At 63.6% G+C, this 16,240-nt stretch carries 12 protein-coding genes and 1 pseudogene; 9 read left to right on the top strand and 4 right to left on the bottom strand.

All coding sequences use genetic code 11. The annotated features are described in order from the left end of the window. Window positions 1-290, top strand: a pseudogene (locus tag HMPREF3120_RS12115) (hypothetical protein); the annotation flags it as partial. Between the two features lie 362 nt (window positions 291-652). On the opposite strand, the gene HMPREF3120_RS12520 reads toward HMPREF3120_RS12115, so the two are convergent. Together HMPREF3120_RS12520 and HMPREF3120_RS04915 are read right to left on the bottom strand one after the other, a co-directional pair. Beyond that, the gene (locus HMPREF3120_RS12520; RefSeq protein ID WP_099046258.1) at window positions 653-727 is read right to left on the bottom strand and encodes a 50S ribosomal protein bL37; all 75 of its coding nucleotides are present in this window, start codon (window positions 725-727) and stop codon (window positions 653-655) included. Window positions 728-799: 72 nt separating this feature from the next. Beyond that, a complete protein-coding gene (locus HMPREF3120_RS04915; protein WP_070422423.1) occupies window positions 800-1,063 on the bottom strand; it encodes a WhiB family transcriptional regulator in 264 nt (87 codons plus the stop codon). A gap of 470 nt (window positions 1,064-1,533) precedes the next feature. On the opposite strand from HMPREF3120_RS04915, the gene HMPREF3120_RS04910 reads away from it, so the two are divergent. Then, entirely contained in the window at window positions 1,534-2,025 is a 492-nt protein-coding gene (locus HMPREF3120_RS04910; RefSeq protein ID WP_246815420.1) for a hypothetical protein, read from the top strand. A 30-nt stretch (window positions 2,026-2,055) separates the two neighbouring features. Here the strand turns inward: HMPREF3120_RS04910 and HMPREF3120_RS04905 are convergent, their stop codons facing one another. Further along, window positions 2,056-3,267, bottom strand: coding sequence for an Rv3212 family protein (locus HMPREF3120_RS04905; protein WP_083284780.1), 1,212 nt, complete (start codon window positions 3,265-3,267; stop codon window positions 2,056-2,058). Beyond that, window positions 3,264-4,598 (bottom strand): DEAD/DEAH box helicase, encoded by a 1,335-nt coding sequence (locus HMPREF3120_RS04900; protein WP_070451112.1) that lies wholly within the window; start codon window positions 4,596-4,598, stop codon window positions 3,264-3,266. Before HMPREF3120_RS04900 ends, HMPREF3120_RS04905 begins: the two co-directional genes overlap by 4 nt. A gap of 119 nt (window positions 4,599-4,717) precedes the next feature. Between HMPREF3120_RS04900 and HMPREF3120_RS04895 the strand changes: the two genes are divergently transcribed. From HMPREF3120_RS04895 to HMPREF3120_RS04865, 7 genes are read left to right on the top strand one after another with little or no spacing between them, the layout of a single operon-like run. After that, window positions 4,718-4,942, top strand: a complete 225-nt coding sequence (locus HMPREF3120_RS04895) for a DUF3107 domain-containing protein (RefSeq protein WP_070422420.1) — start codon at window positions 4,718-4,720, stop codon at window positions 4,940-4,942. Window positions 4,943-4,953: 11 nt separating this feature from the next. Continuing rightward, entirely contained in the window at window positions 4,954-5,985 is a 1,032-nt protein-coding gene (locus HMPREF3120_RS04890) for a DUF3152 domain-containing protein (protein ID WP_246815419.1), read from the top strand. A 13-nt stretch (window positions 5,986-5,998) separates the two neighbouring features. Continuing rightward, a complete protein-coding gene (locus HMPREF3120_RS04885; RefSeq protein ID WP_141739372.1) occupies window positions 5,999-6,721 on the top strand; it encodes a hypothetical protein in 723 nt (240 codons plus the stop codon). An 18-nt stretch (window positions 6,722-6,739) separates the two neighbouring features. Further along, on the top strand, window positions 6,740-9,814 hold the full coding sequence (locus HMPREF3120_RS04880; RefSeq protein WP_070451110.1) for an ATP-dependent DNA helicase: 3,075 nt from the start codon (window positions 6,740-6,742) through the stop codon (window positions 9,812-9,814). Next, the gene (locus HMPREF3120_RS04875) at window positions 9,807-13,097 is read left to right on the top strand and encodes an ATP-dependent helicase (RefSeq protein ID WP_246815418.1); all 3,291 of its coding nucleotides are present in this window, start codon (window positions 9,807-9,809) and stop codon (window positions 13,095-13,097) included. Before HMPREF3120_RS04880 ends, HMPREF3120_RS04875 begins: the two co-directional genes overlap by 8 nt. After that, entirely contained in the window at window positions 13,094-14,197 is a 1,104-nt protein-coding gene (locus HMPREF3120_RS04870) for a potassium channel family protein (protein WP_070451109.1), read from the top strand. Before HMPREF3120_RS04875 ends, HMPREF3120_RS04870 begins: the two co-directional genes overlap by 4 nt. After that, complete coding sequence (locus HMPREF3120_RS04865) at window positions 14,187-16,238, top strand: ATP-dependent DNA helicase UvrD2 (protein ID WP_070451108.1); 2,052 nt, start codon at window positions 14,187-14,189, stop codon at window positions 16,236-16,238. The genes HMPREF3120_RS04870 and HMPREF3120_RS04865 overlap by 11 nt, the downstream gene beginning before the upstream one ends. Window positions 16,239-16,240: the final 2 nt, after the last annotated feature.

The raw sequence follows: 16,240 nt of genomic DNA, 5'->3' as shown, positions 1-16,240 counted from the left end.
ACGACAAGGTAGAAGCACCAGCACAGGTCGAAGCAGAAGCCGAAGCAGAAGCCGAAGCAGAAGCCCCGGCTCAGGCCGACAAGGCTAACGACAAGGCCGAGGAGAAGGTACAAGACCAGGCAGACGCCGAGGAGCAGGACGCACCGGCCAAGGTCGACAACGCCAAGAAGCAGGCAGACAACAACAAGCCTGCAGGAGCAGACGTCAACATCGCCGCCATCATCGCCCCGATCGTCGCACTGCTGGCCATCGTCGGAATCGGCATCGGCTTCGCCAACATGATGCTCTAACCAAACACCCAAACCAACACAGAGAGTGCGCCCCCAGTGGGAGCACACTCTCTTTTCGTTGCTGCCCCTGATCGTCTAGCACCCCCGCACATACAGCTAGACGGTCTCGAAACCGCCTTCACAAACCCCCAGGTGATAACGAACACCATGGTCAATACGGAGCTCATCGTCTGGTTCCACAACCACCGAGCTAGACGACCAGCGGAAAACAGCAGGCCAGGACCGTAGAGCAACACCCGAACAAGCACCGAACTTCGCGACCAAGACAACCCGCTGAGTGCAAAAGTGCAGTGGCCCTGAGGGCAAAAGAAAACGCCCGGTACCTTCCCGAAAGGGGAGGTACCGGGCGCGGGCTTTAGCGCTTAAGAGTTAGCGCGCTTGCCGTGATTCGCCTTCTTCTTGCGGCGATCCTTGCGCTTACGACCACGCTTGCTCATGAGGGTCTCCTTTATATATCTGTACCGGTTACAGACTTATCACTGTATCGCCTGCGATACCGGAGAGGAAAATTAGGCGGACATGCGAGCGCGGTTGCGGGCGAGTGCCTTGTTGCGACGCTTCAGTGCGCGACGCTCTTCCTCAGACAGGCCGCCCCACACGCCGGCGTCCTGGCCGGTCTCGAGTGCCCACTTCATGCACTGGGTGGTTACTGGGCAGCGATGGCAAACAAGCTTCGCCTGTGCGATCTGAGCGAGGGCGGGGCCGGAGTTACCAACCGGGAAGAACAGTTCCGGGTCTTCGTCGCGGCAAATTGCTTCGTGGCGCCAATCCATGATGATGCTCCTTAAAAAATAAATCGGTACTGCGTGGTCGGTTTTCGTGCACCACTAAAACACCCAACGATGTAGGTGCGTTGCAAACAAAGTTTGGTTCCTGGCTCCGGGCGGTGCCTCTCGGTGGATTCGAGATCCCGTCTTCCGGTTTACCGGGCGTTAACCCCGTGGTGTCTGAGGGTTAAGGGCTGAGTTACCAGCCCGTTGTTTTTGCTACTTGTGAATAATGACATGTTCATGCAAAGCCCGCTAGGGTTCGAGGCCAAAATGTGCGCGGAATCACAGAATGTATCTACGTCATCGCGGTCACATTTGCGCTTCTGGGCCGATCCGCAAGCCAATGGTCTACCCTCTGACCTGGGATGATAGTAAACGGGTGGTGGAGGTGCCCGGGTCAAATCGTGTTTTTCGGATTTCTGCCGGTTCGCTGGGGTTCATCTGCCGTATCGGTGGCGATAGACTGCTTTGTTGTGACTACGAATCGGAATCAATCCCACGCGCCCGTCCCAAATGACCCGGAGCAGCAGCCGTTCGCGGATGCTGAGGTCCCACCCCTGATGCGTTTCGGCGCGATGGTGGTGCTGGTGCAGTGCTTGGCGATCTTTGTTTATGTGGTGACGCTGATCCGTGATCAGTTCCTTGCTACCGAGCACACCCTGGAGTCCGACTCGCCGGTTGCTGGTTACGTCAACATCGGTACTGCGGTGTTTTTGCTGATCATTTTCGGCTACATCGCGTTTGTGTCGCTGGAGACTCTGCGCGGCCGTCCGCGTGCGACTGGCGCGGTGGTCCTCATTGAGGCGATTCTTGGCGGCGTGGCTATCTATATGTTCCGCGGCGGGGCGGTAACGCTCGGCGTGGCGACACTGATTTCGGTGGTGTTGGTGCTGGTCACCGTGTTCCACCCGCGTTCGAGGGCGTATAACGAGGCGCAGTATGAGGAGCGTAAGGCGCGCCGCTAATCGACGACACCGCTCACCCCTCCGGCCTCGCTAAACCTTGGCGTCGAGGACGACGATGTCGTCGCCACGCTTTTCCACAATGGTTGCGCCGGCGGAGGAGATGTGGACGGGGCCGGTGTAGCCGCCGCGGTCGACGGGAATGATCTCGTCGACCGCGTTTTTGTCCCAATCCACAACTGCGATGCCGTCCTGGGAGGCGTAGAGCAGGCGGTCGCCGGCGGCGAAGCCGGTGCCGAGTGCGCCTTGGAACACGCCGGTGACGCCCAGGCCTGCCGGCTCCATGAGCAGGAGGGAGTCGTCCTGCCAGTAGGACATATGGTGGGGGAGGTCGGCGACGGGGAGGACGGCGATGGTGCCGTCGAGACGCTGTGGCTCACCCATTGCTGGCACCGAGGAGGAGCTGGTGTTGTTGCCTTCCTTGTCGTAGGCCAGGACCTGCTTCTTTGACGGGTCGTAGACCGCGGCGGCGTCTTGGGAGACGGCGACGAGGTAGGCCTGCGGGTCGATCTCAATGTTGGCGTCGACTTCGGGTTCGCGGGAGTCTTCCGGGGTTGCCTTTTGGATGCGGAGGAAGGTGCCGTCCCCACACGTTTCGGTCAGCGCGACGAGTTCGGTGCGGGTGAGCGCGGAGGTGATCACGCAGCCTGGGTTGGGCTGCATGTCGGATTCTTGCGGGGCTTCGATGTAGCCGTATTCCATGGTGCGCACCATGTCGGAGCGCCATACTTCGATGCGTTCGCTGGAGGCGTAGCCAATGCGGTCGTTCGAGGCCAGGCGCGTGACGTTTTCAGACGCCGGGGCGGATCGGGTGCCGGCGTATTGGCCGGTTTTCGCGTCGATGGCCACCACGTCGCCGCAGCCAGCGTTGTCGCGGTAGACAGCCACAACCTTGTCCCACGCCTGATCCATCAGGCACAGGTCGTTGGGGCGTTCGTACGTCCAGACGGTCTCGCCCTCAGGGTTCGTCGCGGTCAGCGTGTGATCGTTGTAAGTAATGATCAAGCCGTTAGCTACGAGCGGTTGCGCGCGTCCGGAGGTGTCGGTGAGCCGGAAGCCCTCGCTTAGCGACGACGGCACCACCGCCAACTGACCAAAATCCTCCTGAGCTTCGGCTGCTGGAGAGAGATCAGCCTGGCGCACCGGGGCGGTGAAAAAGGCGGTGCCGACAAGCAACGCCGAAACGCCGGCGATGACGCCGGTGGCAATGAGGTCGCGGCGGGTGCGACGCAAAGGCTTACTCAACGCCGTTTCCTTCCTGAACGCTTGCCCGGAGCCGCCGGGCGGGATGGACGGTTTGGTCGTGCCCCGAGCACTTTACGCGGGCGTCCGACATGGCCAGTAGCTGACTCCGGGAAACCGAACTCCTCCTGCAGTTCAGGGGAGGTGGAGAACCACTCGGGCAGGTTGGGTTTGCCCAGGTCGAGGTCGGTGTTGATCATGGACCACTTCGTCGCTTCGTCGTAGCCGACGAGGGTGACCGCCACGCCGGTGCGTCCTGCGCGGCCGGTTCGCCCGATGCGGTGGACATACGTCATGGGGTCGTCCGGGGTTTGGTAGTTGATCACGTGGGTGACGTCGTCGACATCAATGCCGCGTGCCGCGACGTCGGTGGCGACGAGGATTTCCACGTCGCCTCGTCGAAAAGCATCAAGAGCTTTCTCGCGCGCAACCTGGCCGAGGTTGCCGTGGACCGCGCCGACGGCAAAGCCACGGCCAGCAAGATCCTCGGCGAGATCGGCCGCCGAGCGCTTCGTGCGGGCGAAAATAATGGTGCGCTCGCGGCCCGGAGACTGCAGGATACGGGCGATGACCTCGGCTTTGTCCATGCGGTGGGAGAGGAACGCAACCTGACGGGTGGTGGCGTGGGTAGCGGAGGCATCTTCGGATTCGGCGCGGATGTGCACCGGCTTGTTCATCTTCGAACGGGCAAGGGACAGGATCGGGCCCGGCATGGTGGCGGAAAAGAGCATGGTCTGCGTTGCGCCCACGGCGGACCAAAGCTTTTCGATGTCCGGAAGAAAGCCCATGTCAAGCATCTCGTCGGCCTCGTCAAGCACGAGGATGGCAACCTTATCCAGTACGAGCGCGCCACGGTCATGCAGGTCAATCAGGCGGCCAGGCGTGCCGACAACAATGTCCGCGCCCGCTTCGAGTGCCTCGAGTTGTTCCTCGTAGGGGCGACCACCGTAGACCGTGGCCACGCGCACCGGCGTGTGTACGGCAAGGCGTTCGATGTCCTCGCCGACCTGCACCGCAAGTTCGCGCGTCGGGGCGATCAGCAGTGCGCGCGGGGTGCCGTCGAGTTCTGCAATATCGGCGTCGTCGAACACGCGGTCCAGCACCGGCACACCAAACCCGAGCGTCTTACCCATACCCGTGCGGGCCTGGCCAATGATGTCGCGTCCGGCCAGCGCGATGGGCAACGTGAGCTCCTGAATGGAGAACGGGTGGGTGATGCCGTGGTCCGCAAGCGCGTCCACAATTTCAGCCGCGACCCCCAACCCGGCAAACGTCGTTTTCTTTGGCGCACGACGAGCAGCGCCACGTTGTTCACTCTCAGCTGCGTAGGGCACGCGTTCATCTTAGCTACCGGCCGTTACAATGGGGCCGTCCGCCAGCAGGTGGTTACGTTTAGTTATTGCCCCTGCGGGCACACACAAAGCGCAACAAGAAAAGGACAGTGAGCGAGAAAATGGATATCAAGATTGGTCTTGCAGACACCCCGCGCGAACTAGCGATCAAGCTTCCGGAGGGCCAGGAAGACATCTTTGCCACCGTCGAGCAGGCGATTGCGAACGGTCAGGCAACCTTCAAGCTGGAGGATGCCAAGGGCCACTCCTACCTGATCCGCACTGACCGTGTCGTTTACGTCGAGCAGGGCAGCACCACGGCCCGTAGCGTCGGCTTCATGCGCTAGATTACTCAGACATGGCACAACAGCAGGGCACTCCGTCTCACGGTGGGCGCCATAGTGAGCACCACGGGGGCGCTGAAGAGGACTTCGGCGACTGGTTTGATAGCTGGGGCATGGAGTCTGGCGACGACACCCCGCAGGGCACAAGCCGCGAAGAGGGACGTCTTGTCGCCTTTGCCCGCGAGTACGGGTGGCGCGCGTATGCGATCCCGGTGCTTGCGGTAATTACCGTGTTTGTCCTGCTGGACATGGTGCAAAACCCGGATGAGCAGGCGATCGGGACGGTCGCCGAGTCTGCGTCGGCTCCGGCCGGTGAAGCGGGCATGGCTGGTGTGGATGCGGATCAACCGAAGCCGCTGGAGCCTGCGAAGATCGCGGAAGGCATCTTTGACCCGCACGATCTGCCGCCGGGTGGCCCGTACACCACGACGGGTGAGGGCACGTTCTACGAGGTCGGCATCCCTGGTGCCAATGCGGGCCAGGGCACTGAGATTGTGGTGCGCTACATCGTCGAGGTCGAGCACGGCATCGACGCCTCCGGTTACGGCGGGGATCAGTCGTTTGCCCAGATGGTGGATGCAACGTTGATGGATCCGCGCGGGTGGACGAATGATCCGCGCTTCCGCTTCGAACACGTGTCGGCAGATCAGGATCCGACGCTGAAGATCCGTTTGACCTCTCTGGATACGACGGCGGAGCTCTGTGGTGCCGCGTTGGGTACGGAGACGAGTTGCCGTACTCGCATTACGGGCGAGGACACGGTGATTATTAACGAGTCGCGCTGGGTGCGCGGTGCCGTGCCGTTCCAGGGTGACATCGGTTCGTACCGCCAGTACCTGATTAATCACGAGGTGGGCCACGCTGTGGGCTTTGCGGAGCACGTGCCGTGCCCGGAGGCGAATGCGCTTGCGCCGATCATGATGCAGCAGACGCTGAGCCTGAACAATGCGCAGTTGCATGAGATGAGCCCGGAGGAGAACTACCCGAACAACGACGACACGTGCCGGCCGAACCCGTGGCCGTATCCGCGTCCGGCCGTGAATTAAGAAGGTGGTGTCGGTGGTTTCTTTGCTTAAGCCGATTCCGGCACATGTGCTTTCCGCATTCCAGATCGACGACATTGAGCCGGTTGCGGTCCCGCAATTTTGGAACAATGGCCTGCGCTTCGGACGTGTTGTGTTGTCGCATGCGCGTGAGACGTCCGCGTGGTCTGGCAAGGCGCGTGAGAAGGCAGTGCCGGGGGAGAGGCTGCGCATTTCGCGTCCTGTGCGTGCGACGGATGGTCGCTTGATCGTTGCGGGGTATTGCGCGACTGAGTTCGCCACCGGTGAGCCGCGCGAGCGTGTCGATGAGGCGGTTGCAGCAGCATTGCTTTACGACGACGCCGTGGCCGGCATCGAAGCTCCCTCCGGCGAGCGCACCGGGCTGGTTGCCAATGCTGACCGGGCGGTGTGGCGCGAGGAGCACCTCGGGTCTGAGGGCGTGGTCGCGCACCTGGATTTCTTGTCGCATTTGCTGTTCGATGGCCACGCTGAGCCTGTGCTGACCGAGTTCGATCCGTCCGTTGGGTTGCGCCCGCGTGGTTTTACGGCAGCGCTGGTGATCGTCGATGGTCTGCTGGCCGGTGCTGTGGATCCGGACATTGTGGCGCGTTGGTCGCATATCCCCAGGCTGGACTGGTTGTTGGAGAAGGCGATCGAGTACCGTCGCCACACGACTCGCGGGCTCGGTTCGGACGTATGTTCGATAGATGACGTTGTTGAGATTGTCGTGTCGTACTGAACTGGCACAATCTCCTTTATGTTGTTTCCACACCCTTCACCAGTGCCTCCGGCAGCGTTAGAGCCGAAGGCGTGCCTCGTGCCGCGCGAGCGCAACATCACCCCGCGGACCTGGGACAACCCGCTGCCTGAGGCCGGGTTGTGGAAGGTCACCGGCCGGCCCGGCTCAGGCGTGAGTAGTTTTCTTGTGGATACGGCGGCGGCCGCGGTGCGTCGTCACGCAGGCGCGGGGGACCCGGGTGGCATTTTGGTGCTGACGGACTCGAAGGAAACCGCCGGACGGCTGCGCTCGCAGTTGTCGGACACGCTGGCGCAGTCGGGGTTTGTTACCGATGAGCCCATGGTGCGCTCCGTGCACTCGCTGGCCTTTGCCATTTTGCGCTCGCATGTGGACGAAGAAATCCGCCTGATCTCCGGCGCGGAGCAGGACGCAGTGATCCGCCAGTTGCTCCAAGGCCAAGATGAGGATGGTCGTGGCTCGTGGCCGGAGGATCTGCGCCCGGCGCTTCCACTGGTCGGCTTTGCCCGTCAGCTGCGTGACTTCCTGCTGCGTGCAGTGGAACGTGGTCTTGGCCCTGTCGAACTGGAGGAGCTGGGCAGCCGACATGGTGTGGGCATCTGGAGCGCGTCTGGCGAATTCTTGCGCGAGTACCAGCAGGTGATGGCGCTTTCGGGAGCGCGCAGGCTGTCCGCCTCGGAGCTGGTGGATCAGGCGGTGCGACTGCCGCTGCCGCGCAGGTGGCACACGGTGATTGTGGACGATGCCCAGCACCTCGCACCCGCTGCCGGCGCGCTGGTCAAGCGCCTGCTGGATCAGGCGGACTTGGGTGTGGTCGGCGGGGACGAGGAGCAGTCGGTGTTCCACTTCCGTGGTGCGTCGCCTGAGTTCTTCCGCACCCTTGGCGGGCTGGAGCACACCACGATTGACCTGGGGGAGTCCAAGCGCGATCCGCGTCGCAGCGTGGCAATTGCGCCCGATTCTGCAACGCAACTGGCGGCGGTGGCGGATGCGCTGCGCCGTGCCCACTTCGAACACGACGTGGACTACCGGGATATGGCGGTGATTGTCCGCTCGACCACAGGCATTGACCCGGTGCGCCGCGCGCTGTTGCGCTCTGGGGTTCCGGTGTCGCTCAACCCGACGGACCTGGTGCTTTCGGAGCAGCGACTGGTGGCATCGCTGTTGCTGGGCATCCGGGCACTGTACGAGGAGCTCACGCCGAGCGAGTGGCGCGACCTGCTGCTTGGGCCTGTGGGTGGTGCGGATCCGGTAACGCTGCGTCGCCTCATTCGTGGGCTTCGCCGCTGGGCGCCTGAGCGTCGTGCCGAAGAGTCGCTGCGCGAGTTGCTGACGGATCCCGCCGGGTTGCCTGACTTTGATACGTGGTTGACCGACCGTGAGCTCGACATCCTCCAGCACGTGCGTGGCGTGCTTGACGCGGGACGTCAGGCCTACGCGGAAGACGGCAGCGTAGAAGAGATCCTTTGGGCGCTGTGGCAGGCCACGGGCCTGTCGAATCGCTTGTTGGCCTCGGCGCTGCGCGGTGGTGCGACGGGCTCGCAAGCGGACCGCGACCTGGATTCCGTCATGGCACTGTTCGATGCTGCGGGCGACTATACGGAGCGCCGTCCCGCTGCCGGGGTGGAGTCGTTCGTGGACTTCATCCTGGAACAGGAACTGCCCACCGGTGTGCGCGACCGGCGCACCGCAACCCCCGATGCAGTGTCGCTGCTCACCGCGCACGGCGCTGTCGGGCGAGAGTTTCGCCGTGTCATCGTGGCGGGCGTGCAGGACGATACGTGGCCAAACCTGGGGGAGACCGGCTCGCTGTTCCGCCAAGAAGACTTGATCGACCTGGTGGATCATGACGTGGATCCGGACGTGCCGGTCTCCCACACCGTGGAGCGTCTGATTGAGGAACGCCGCCTGTTTACCGTCGCCACCACCCGCGCCACCGAATACCTGCTGGTGATTGCGGTTGACGACGAAGACGCGGAGAAAGAAGGCGAACCCTCCCGATTCGTCGAGGAATTCTGTGAAGACCACGGCCTCACCCCGGCACGCTTGCGGCTGAGTTCGGCATCGCAGGCGGATCTTGGCGACGACACCGAGACGCTCGTGCGCGTGCTCGCCCACGACGATCTGGTGGCGGAGTTCCGCCGGGTGCTCACGGATCCTTCGGCGGATGAGGCGACGCGCTCCCAGGCTGCCCGACAGTTGGCGCGCCTGGCGGACGCGGGTGTGCTTGGTGCGGACCCTCGGCAGTGGTGGACTACCACGATGGTGTCTACCAACGAGCCGCTGAGCGCCAGCCCGACGCTGTCGCCGTCGCGAGTAGAAGGCCTGCTGAAGTGCCCGATGAGTGAGGTATTGCAGCGCATGGTGGGCCTGGACGAGTCGATGGACATGGTCTACGGCGTGATGGGCCACGCCTACCTGGAAGCGCTCGGCCGTGGTGTGGATCCGGACGACGCGTTTAACGCCGTGATCGCCGCACGCAAGGAGGTCAGTGACGCACCTGCGTGGAAGGCGCAGCGCGACATCGAGGAGTTTGAGCGCTTGCTGGAGCGCACCCGCACCTGGCTAGAAACGAGCCGTGGCGCGTTTGAACAGGTCGCGGTGGAAACATCCGTTGACGTGCAAGTCAGCGACAACGTGCGCGTCCGGGGTCGTGTGGACCGCCTCGAGCGCGACGGCGATGGTGCGCTCTACGTGGTGGATCTAAAGACCGGTGCGACGGCGCCCACGAAGAAAGAGATCGGTGAGCACGCCCAGTTGCTTACCTACCAACTCGCGCTGGCTCACGGCACGTTCGACGGCGAGCGGGTCGTTACCGCACGCGGGGAGTCGGACATCACCGTGGGTGGTGCGATGCTGGTGTTCCCGAAGAAGGACACCAAGGCCATCACGGTGCTTGAGCAGGCTGCCAAGACACCAGAGGAGCTAGCAGAGTTCGCCGAGGCTATCGATACATTGCCCGCCGAAATGACAGGACCTACGCTGCTTGCCACAACGGGGAAGCATTGCGATCGCTGCAGTGTGCGCGCCTTGTGCCCGGTGCAGCCGGAAGGGGAGATGATTCACAATGTTTAACCAAGAAACCATGTCCCCGAAGCTGCTGTCGCGCTACCTCGGGCAGAAGTTCCCGCCGACGGACCAGCAGGCGGAGGTTATCGGTGCCCAGCCTGGCCCACTGCTGGTTGTCGCAGGTGCCGGCGCCGGCAAGACGGAGACGATGGCCGCGCGTGTGGTGTGGCTCGTCGCTAATGGCTTTGCACGCCCCGAAGAGATTCTGGGTCTGACGTTTACCCGCAAGGCCGCCCAGGAGATGAAAAAGCGCATCCGCGACCGCCTGGCCACGCTTGCGCAGAACCGCGACCTGGTTGCGCGCCTCGACCCGTCTGGGGAATTAGCCAAGCGTCTAGAGGTCATCGCACCGCAGGTGTCCACCTATGACTCGTATGCAGGCACCTTGATCCGTGAATACGGCCTGCTCGTGCCGGCGGAACCGGACGCGCGGTTGATTACGGATGCGGAGTTGCACGCCATTACCACCGAGGTGGTGCGCAACTACGCCGGTTCGTTGCTGCCGGACGGGAAGAACCGTGCGCTGGGCAGCGTGGTGCAAAACGTGCTCAAACTCATCACCGCGATGGGCAACGAACTTGCCACCCCGGAGTGGGTCACAGAGCATGCCCACGACTTCCTTGCAGAGACGGAGTCGTACCCCTCGGCGAGCAAGATCGAGTTTTCGAAGATTCTGCAGGGGTGGCGCGATATCCAGAAGGAGCGCGTGAACTACTTGCCGCTCGCACAGGCAGTGAACGAGGAGCTGCGTAAACGTGGTGTGATCACGTTCAACGAACAGATGTCTCTCGCGTCTGCGTTGGCGCGTGATCATGCGGTGGTGGGGGCGTCGCAACGCAATCGCTTCCGCGTGGTCATGCTGGACGAGTACCAAGACACCTCGCACGCCCAGCGCGTGTTGCTGCGCAGCCTTTTCGGCGGAGCGCAAGATCCGGGCCTGACGGTCACGGCGGTGGGCGATCCGATGCAGGCGATTTACGGCTGGCGTGGCGCGACCGCGGCGAACCTGCAGGCGTTCGTAGAGGACTTCCCGCTTGAAGGCGGCTCACCAGCGCCGAAGTTGCAGTTGACCACCTCGTGGCGCAACCCACCTGAGGTGCTGGATCTGGCCAACGGGGTGTCCGATGCGATCCTGGGCACCGACGAGGCAAAGCGTGCCGTGGCACCGTTGGCGCCGCGCCCGGGGGCGGATGCTGGCGATGTCACGCTCGGGTTCTTTGGCACGCAGGCCGAAGAGATCGAGTTCGTCGCCGATGAGCTGGCGAAGACATACGCCCAGGCCCAGGAGGCCGAGGAGCCGTTTTCGGCGGCCACGCTTGTGCGCAAGAATAAGCACTCGCAACTCATCGCCGCAGCACTCGAGGCCCGCGGTGTGCCCTACGAAATCGTTGGCCTGGGCGGGTTGCTGGACGTGCCGGAGGTCGCCGATACGGTTGCCGTGGCCACAATGCTTGTGCGTCCCGACGACACCGCAGCAGCACTGCGCGTCCTCGGCGGGCCAGCTGTTGGGTTGGGCCTTGCGGACTTGCGTGCGCTGGCATCGCGCGCGAACAACCTGCGTGGTGCCGAGGAACACCGCGAAAACACGCAGCGTATCAGCGACCCCTACGCCCACTTGGTCAGCCAGCTCGAGGACGCGATCGCCCAAGCCGACGACATCAAGGCGCGCACCGACCGGCCAGAAGGACTCACGGATGCGCTGGCGGATCTCGGCGAGCCGGAACGCTACAGCGAAGAAGGCCTGCAGCGCATGCGCGATACGGCCGCGAAGTTGCGCTGGCTGCGCACCCACAGTCTGGGCAAGCGACTGAGCGACCTGTTTGCGGACATCATCCACGTCTTCGGCATCCGCACCGAGGTGCTCTCTCGCCGCAGCGCGACAGGTGCCGTGCATCTGGATCGGCTGCTGGAAGAGGTAGCCAAATACCCCGGCGCAGGCCTGGACGGACTGCTGGACTACTTCGAACTCGCCCGCGAACACGAAGACAGCCTGACCCCGGGTGCGGTGACGGTAAAGGAAGACCGGGTGCAGATCATGACCGCCCACAAGGCGAAGGGCCTGGAGTGGGATAACGTCGCGGTGCTGCACGCCGATTCGGAGACGTACAAGCCGAAGACGGAAACCTTCCTCACCCTCGTCCAACACTTGCCCACGGAAACCTACGGCGATCCGGAGATCTACCCGGAGTTCGGTGAGGTGGACACACGCACCGACTACCAGAAAGCGGGCGAGGCGTGGAAGAAACACGTCACCGCGGACCTGGCGGAGGAGGCAGCGCGACTGTTCTATGTTGCGGTGACGCGCTCTGGCGGAAAACTCATCGTCACAGGCTCGCGTCGCAGGCCGGATGTGGCGAGGGAGGCGAAGCCATACGAACACTTTGCCAGCATGCGCGACGTTGTCGCACCGGAGTGCGTGGTGGTGTGGGACGACGGCACAGATGCTGAAGCAGATGCCGACGCCAGCGCCGACACTCCTATCGACGACGGCGAGCGCACCGGAAGGTGGCCTCACTACGCCCCGTTGGCAGAGGACGAAGCAGCAGCACAGGCGGTCAACACCGCGCGCGAGAACCTGCCCAAGTTCGTGGACGGGGAACTGTTCACCCTGTGGGAACGTGATGTCTCTGCGCTCATCGAAGAACACGAGCAGGCCCAAGCCGGCGACGTCCCGGTGGTCATGCCGGGCGAACTGACCGCGTCCGATGTGGTGGCGCTGAAGGCCGACCCGGTGCAGTTCGCGCGCCGGGCACGCCGCCCAGTGCCGTTTAAGCCGAACACCTACGCCAAGCGCGGTACCGCCTTCCACGAGTGGTTGGAGGAGTTCTACGGTGCACGCCCGCTGCTGACTGAAGACGAACTGCCGGGCAACGACGAGGCCGACGTGGATCGCGCGGTGCTCGAGCGGCTGAAGCGCAACTTCGAGGGCAGTGAGTGGGCGTCGCGTACACCGACGTTTGTGGAGCACCCCTTCGAACTCGCAGTGGGCGAGGGCGTGGTCCGTGGACGTATGGATGCCGTGTTCGAGGACGCTGACGGCTGGACCGTCGTGGACTGGAAGACTGGTGAGAAACCGAAGCGTGATGCCATGGAGGCCGCACAGTTGCAGCTTGCGGTCTACAAGGCGGCTTGGGAGCGTATCTGTGGTGACGGTCGACCCGTGCGCGCTGTATTTTTCTACGTGCGCACCGGCGAGACGTATGCTCCGCGTAGTCTGCCCGATGCGGCAGAACTCGAAGAGCTACTCAGCAGATCTGCTGAAGGCAACGGTAAGGACGAGACGGAATGAAACTGCGCAGGGTTTTTACGCTGAGCGCGAACGCCGCGGATCAAACAGAGATCCCGGTGCACCACCTGCTCGACGTGGTCAGTATCCCGACCCTAGAGCGGGCGACGCCGTGGTCGTTGATCGCGCGCCGGTTCGGCTACGCCCTGCTGCTTATCGTTGCCGTCGCGATCGTCGCGTTCATCGACCGCAATGGATACTCCGAGCCGTTGACGTTCATTGACGCGTTGTATTACTCGGCGGTGACCCTGTCTACCACGGGCTATGGCGATATCACTCCGGTGACGCAGTCGGCCCGAGTCATCAACATTTTCTTCGTCACTCCGGCCCGTGTGGCCTTCCTGATGCTCCTCGTCGGTACGACTTTGTCGGTGCTGACGGAGGATTCCCGTAAGACGCTGCAGATCCAACAGTGGAGGAATACCGTGCGCAACCACACCATCGTTATCGGCTACGGCACGAAGGGCCGCTCGGCGGTCGACGCATTGGTGGCAGGCGGTGCGTCGCCGTCGTCGATTGTTGTCATCGACCCGGACCCAGCTGCGCTTGCCGTCGCGGAGAAGCACGGTTTGGTCACGGTGCACGGCAATGGCACCAAGTCGGATGTGCTGCGCATTGCGGCGGTGAGCCGTGCGCGTTCGGTGATCGTGGCACCGTCTTCGGACGATACGGCTGTGCTGATCACGCTGTCGGTGCGTGAGTTGGCGCCGAGTGCCATGATCGTGGTCAGCGTGCGAGAGGGTGAGAACCAACACCTGCTTATGCAGTCGGGCGCGGACTCGGTGGTGGTCTCCTCCGAAACGGCCGGACGTCTGCTTGGCATCGCAACGGTGACCCCGCCCGTGGTGGAGATGATGGAGGATCTGCTCAGCCCGGACGAAGGCTTCGCGGTGGCAGAGCGTCAGATCGCGGACGACGAGGTTGGTGCGAACCCGCGCCACTTGGCAGACATCGTGCTTGGCGTGGTGCGCTCCGGTGAGCTCTACCGCATCGATTCCCCCGAAGCAGAAACGGTCGAGCCGGGCGATCGCCTCCTGTACGTGCGCATGAACACCCCGGATATCCGCCGCCAGGCGGAGAAGGCAGTGCGTGATGACGATTGATCTGAGCGTGCTTGATAGCGACCAACGTGTCGCCGCCGAAGCACCCCGCGGACCCGTGTGCATCCTGGCGGGTGCTGGCACGGGTAAGACGAGGACGATTACGTATCGCATTGCCAACCTGATCGATCGCGGCACGGTCGCCCCGAACAAGGTGCTCGCCGTGACGTTTACCCAGCGCGCGGCAGGGGAGATGCGCGACCGTCTGCGCACCATGGGTATCGGGGGAGTGCAGGCGCGCACGTTCCACTCCGCGGCCATGCGGCAGTTGCAGTACTTCTGGCCGCAGATCGCCGGTGACCTGCCGTGGCGGCTCTTGGATAACAAGTTCCCGTTGGTCGCCCGCGCCGCGCGCGCCGGTGGGCTGGATACGGGCAAGGAAATGGTGCGCGACCTGCTTAGCGAGATCGAGTGGGCCAAAGCCAGCGTGATCGGCCCGGAGGATTACGCCGCACGCATCGCCGATACCCCGCGCACCCCGCCGACGGATCCGCAGCGTGTGGCCCAGGTCTACCGCCTCTACGAGGAGGCGAAGACGAGTCCGGATGGCATGCTGCTCGATTTCGACGACCTGCTGCTGCACGTCGCCGGCGCGCTTGAGAACGCACCTGCGGTGGCGGAGGAGTTCCGCGCCCAGTACCAGACTTTTGTGGTAGACGAGTACCAAGACGTCACCCCGCTGCAGCAGCGCGTGCTGGAAGGCTGGCTGGGTGATCGCGACGATTTGACCGTGGTGGGCGATGCCAACCAGACCATTTACTCGTTTACCGGCGCTACCCCGGATTACCTGCTGAACTTCTCGCGCACCTACGAGCACGCCACAGTGGTGAAATTGCAGCGTGACTACCGCTCCACGGTGGAGGTCACCGAGCTGGCCAACACCGTCATTGGAAAGGCCAAGGGGCGCGTCGCGGGTACTCGCCTGGAACTGGAGGGCATGCGCGGGCGCGGTCCGGCGCCACAGTTCAACGGTTACGACGACGAGCCGTCTGAGGCCCGCGCCGTGGCCCGCGCGATCAGGCGTTTGCTTGACGACGGCGTCCCCGCCCGCGAAATCGCCATCCTGTACCGCATTAACTCCCAGTCGGCCGCGTTTGAAGCGGCGCTGGCCGATGCCGGCATTGCCTACCAAGTCCGTGGCGGGGAAGGGTTCTTCCACCGCGCCGAGATCCGCGAAGCCATCGCAGCCCTGGTCCGTGCCGCAAGGCGTACCGACCTGCCGGATGATCCGGTGGCGGTTGCTCGCGCCGCGTTCGCACCCATCGGCCTGACCCAGACCGAACCCGAGGGCGCCCAGGCTCGTGAGCGCTGGCAGTCACTCAGCGCGCTTGTGGATCTCATCGAGGAGATCGTCCGCACCCGAGAAGCCGAAGACCTGCCCCAGGTGCTGCGCTCGTTGCGCCAGCGCGCGGAAGCCAAGCAGCCACCCGCTGTGGACGGGGTGACCCTGGCCAGCCTGCACGCCGCGAAGGGCCTGGAGTGGGACGCGGTATTTCTCGTTGGCCTGGTGGAGAACACCTTGCCGATCTCGCACGCGATCAAGGCCGGCGACGACCAGATCGAAGAAGAACGCCGCCTGTTCTACGTCGGGGTGACGCGTGCGCGCGAACACCTGCACTTGTCGTGGTCGCTGTCGCGCCAGGAAGGTGGGCGAAAGAACCGGTCGCGGTCGCGCTTCTTGGACGGCATCGCACCGGAACTTGATGTGGAGCGCTCCCCGGAACGCCTCAAGCGCAACCGCCGCTGCCGCGTATGCGGCAACCCGCTGTTCAGCCCAGCAGACAAGGCGCTCGGACGCCACGAGGAGTGCGAGCCGAGTTACGACGAGAACGTGCTCGCCGCCCTGAAACGCTGGCGCCTCGACGTCTCACGCGCAGCGGGACGCCCGGCTTACATGGTGTTCTCGGACGTGACACTCATGGCAATCGCCGAAGCCATGCCCGCAAACGAGACGGAACTGCTTGGCATCTCCGGCATTGGGCCGGTGAAGGTGGAGGAGTACGGCGCGGGCGTGCTTGCAACGCTTGAGGAGCACCGCCACTAAGG

The organism is Corynebacterium sp. HMSC11D10 (genome assembly GCF_001806995.1).
GTDB classification, from domain to species: domain Bacteria; phylum Actinomycetota; class Actinomycetes; order Mycobacteriales; family Mycobacteriaceae; genus Corynebacterium; species Corynebacterium coyleae.
The sequence above is the reverse complement of the archived record's forward strand: the minus strand, read 5'-3'. Positions and strand labels throughout refer to the sequence as shown.

Coding starts and splice junctions, on each gene's coding strand:
- HMPREF3120_RS04915 (WP_070422423.1), bottom strand. CDS start 1,063: ATGGATTGGCGCCACGAAGCAATTTGCCGCGACGAAGACCCGGAACTG.
- HMPREF3120_RS04895 (WP_070422420.1), top strand. CDS start 4,718: ATGGATATCAAGATTGGTCTTGCAGACACCCCGCGCGAACTAGCGATC.
- HMPREF3120_RS04890 (WP_246815419.1), top strand. CDS start 4,954: ATGGCACAACAGCAGGGCACTCCGTCTCACGGTGGGCGCCATAGTGAG.
- HMPREF3120_RS04880 (WP_070451110.1), top strand. CDS start 6,740: ATGTTGTTTCCACACCCTTCACCAGTGCCTCCGGCAGCGTTAGAGCCG.
- HMPREF3120_RS04875 (WP_246815418.1), top strand. CDS start 9,807: ATGTTTAACCAAGAAACCATGTCCCCGAAGCTGCTGTCGCGCTACCTC.
- HMPREF3120_RS04870 (WP_070451109.1), top strand. CDS start 13,094: ATGAAACTGCGCAGGGTTTTTACGCTGAGCGCGAACGCCGCGGATCAA.
- HMPREF3120_RS04865 (WP_070451108.1), top strand. CDS start 14,187: ATGACGATTGATCTGAGCGTGCTTGATAGCGACCAACGTGTCGCCGCC.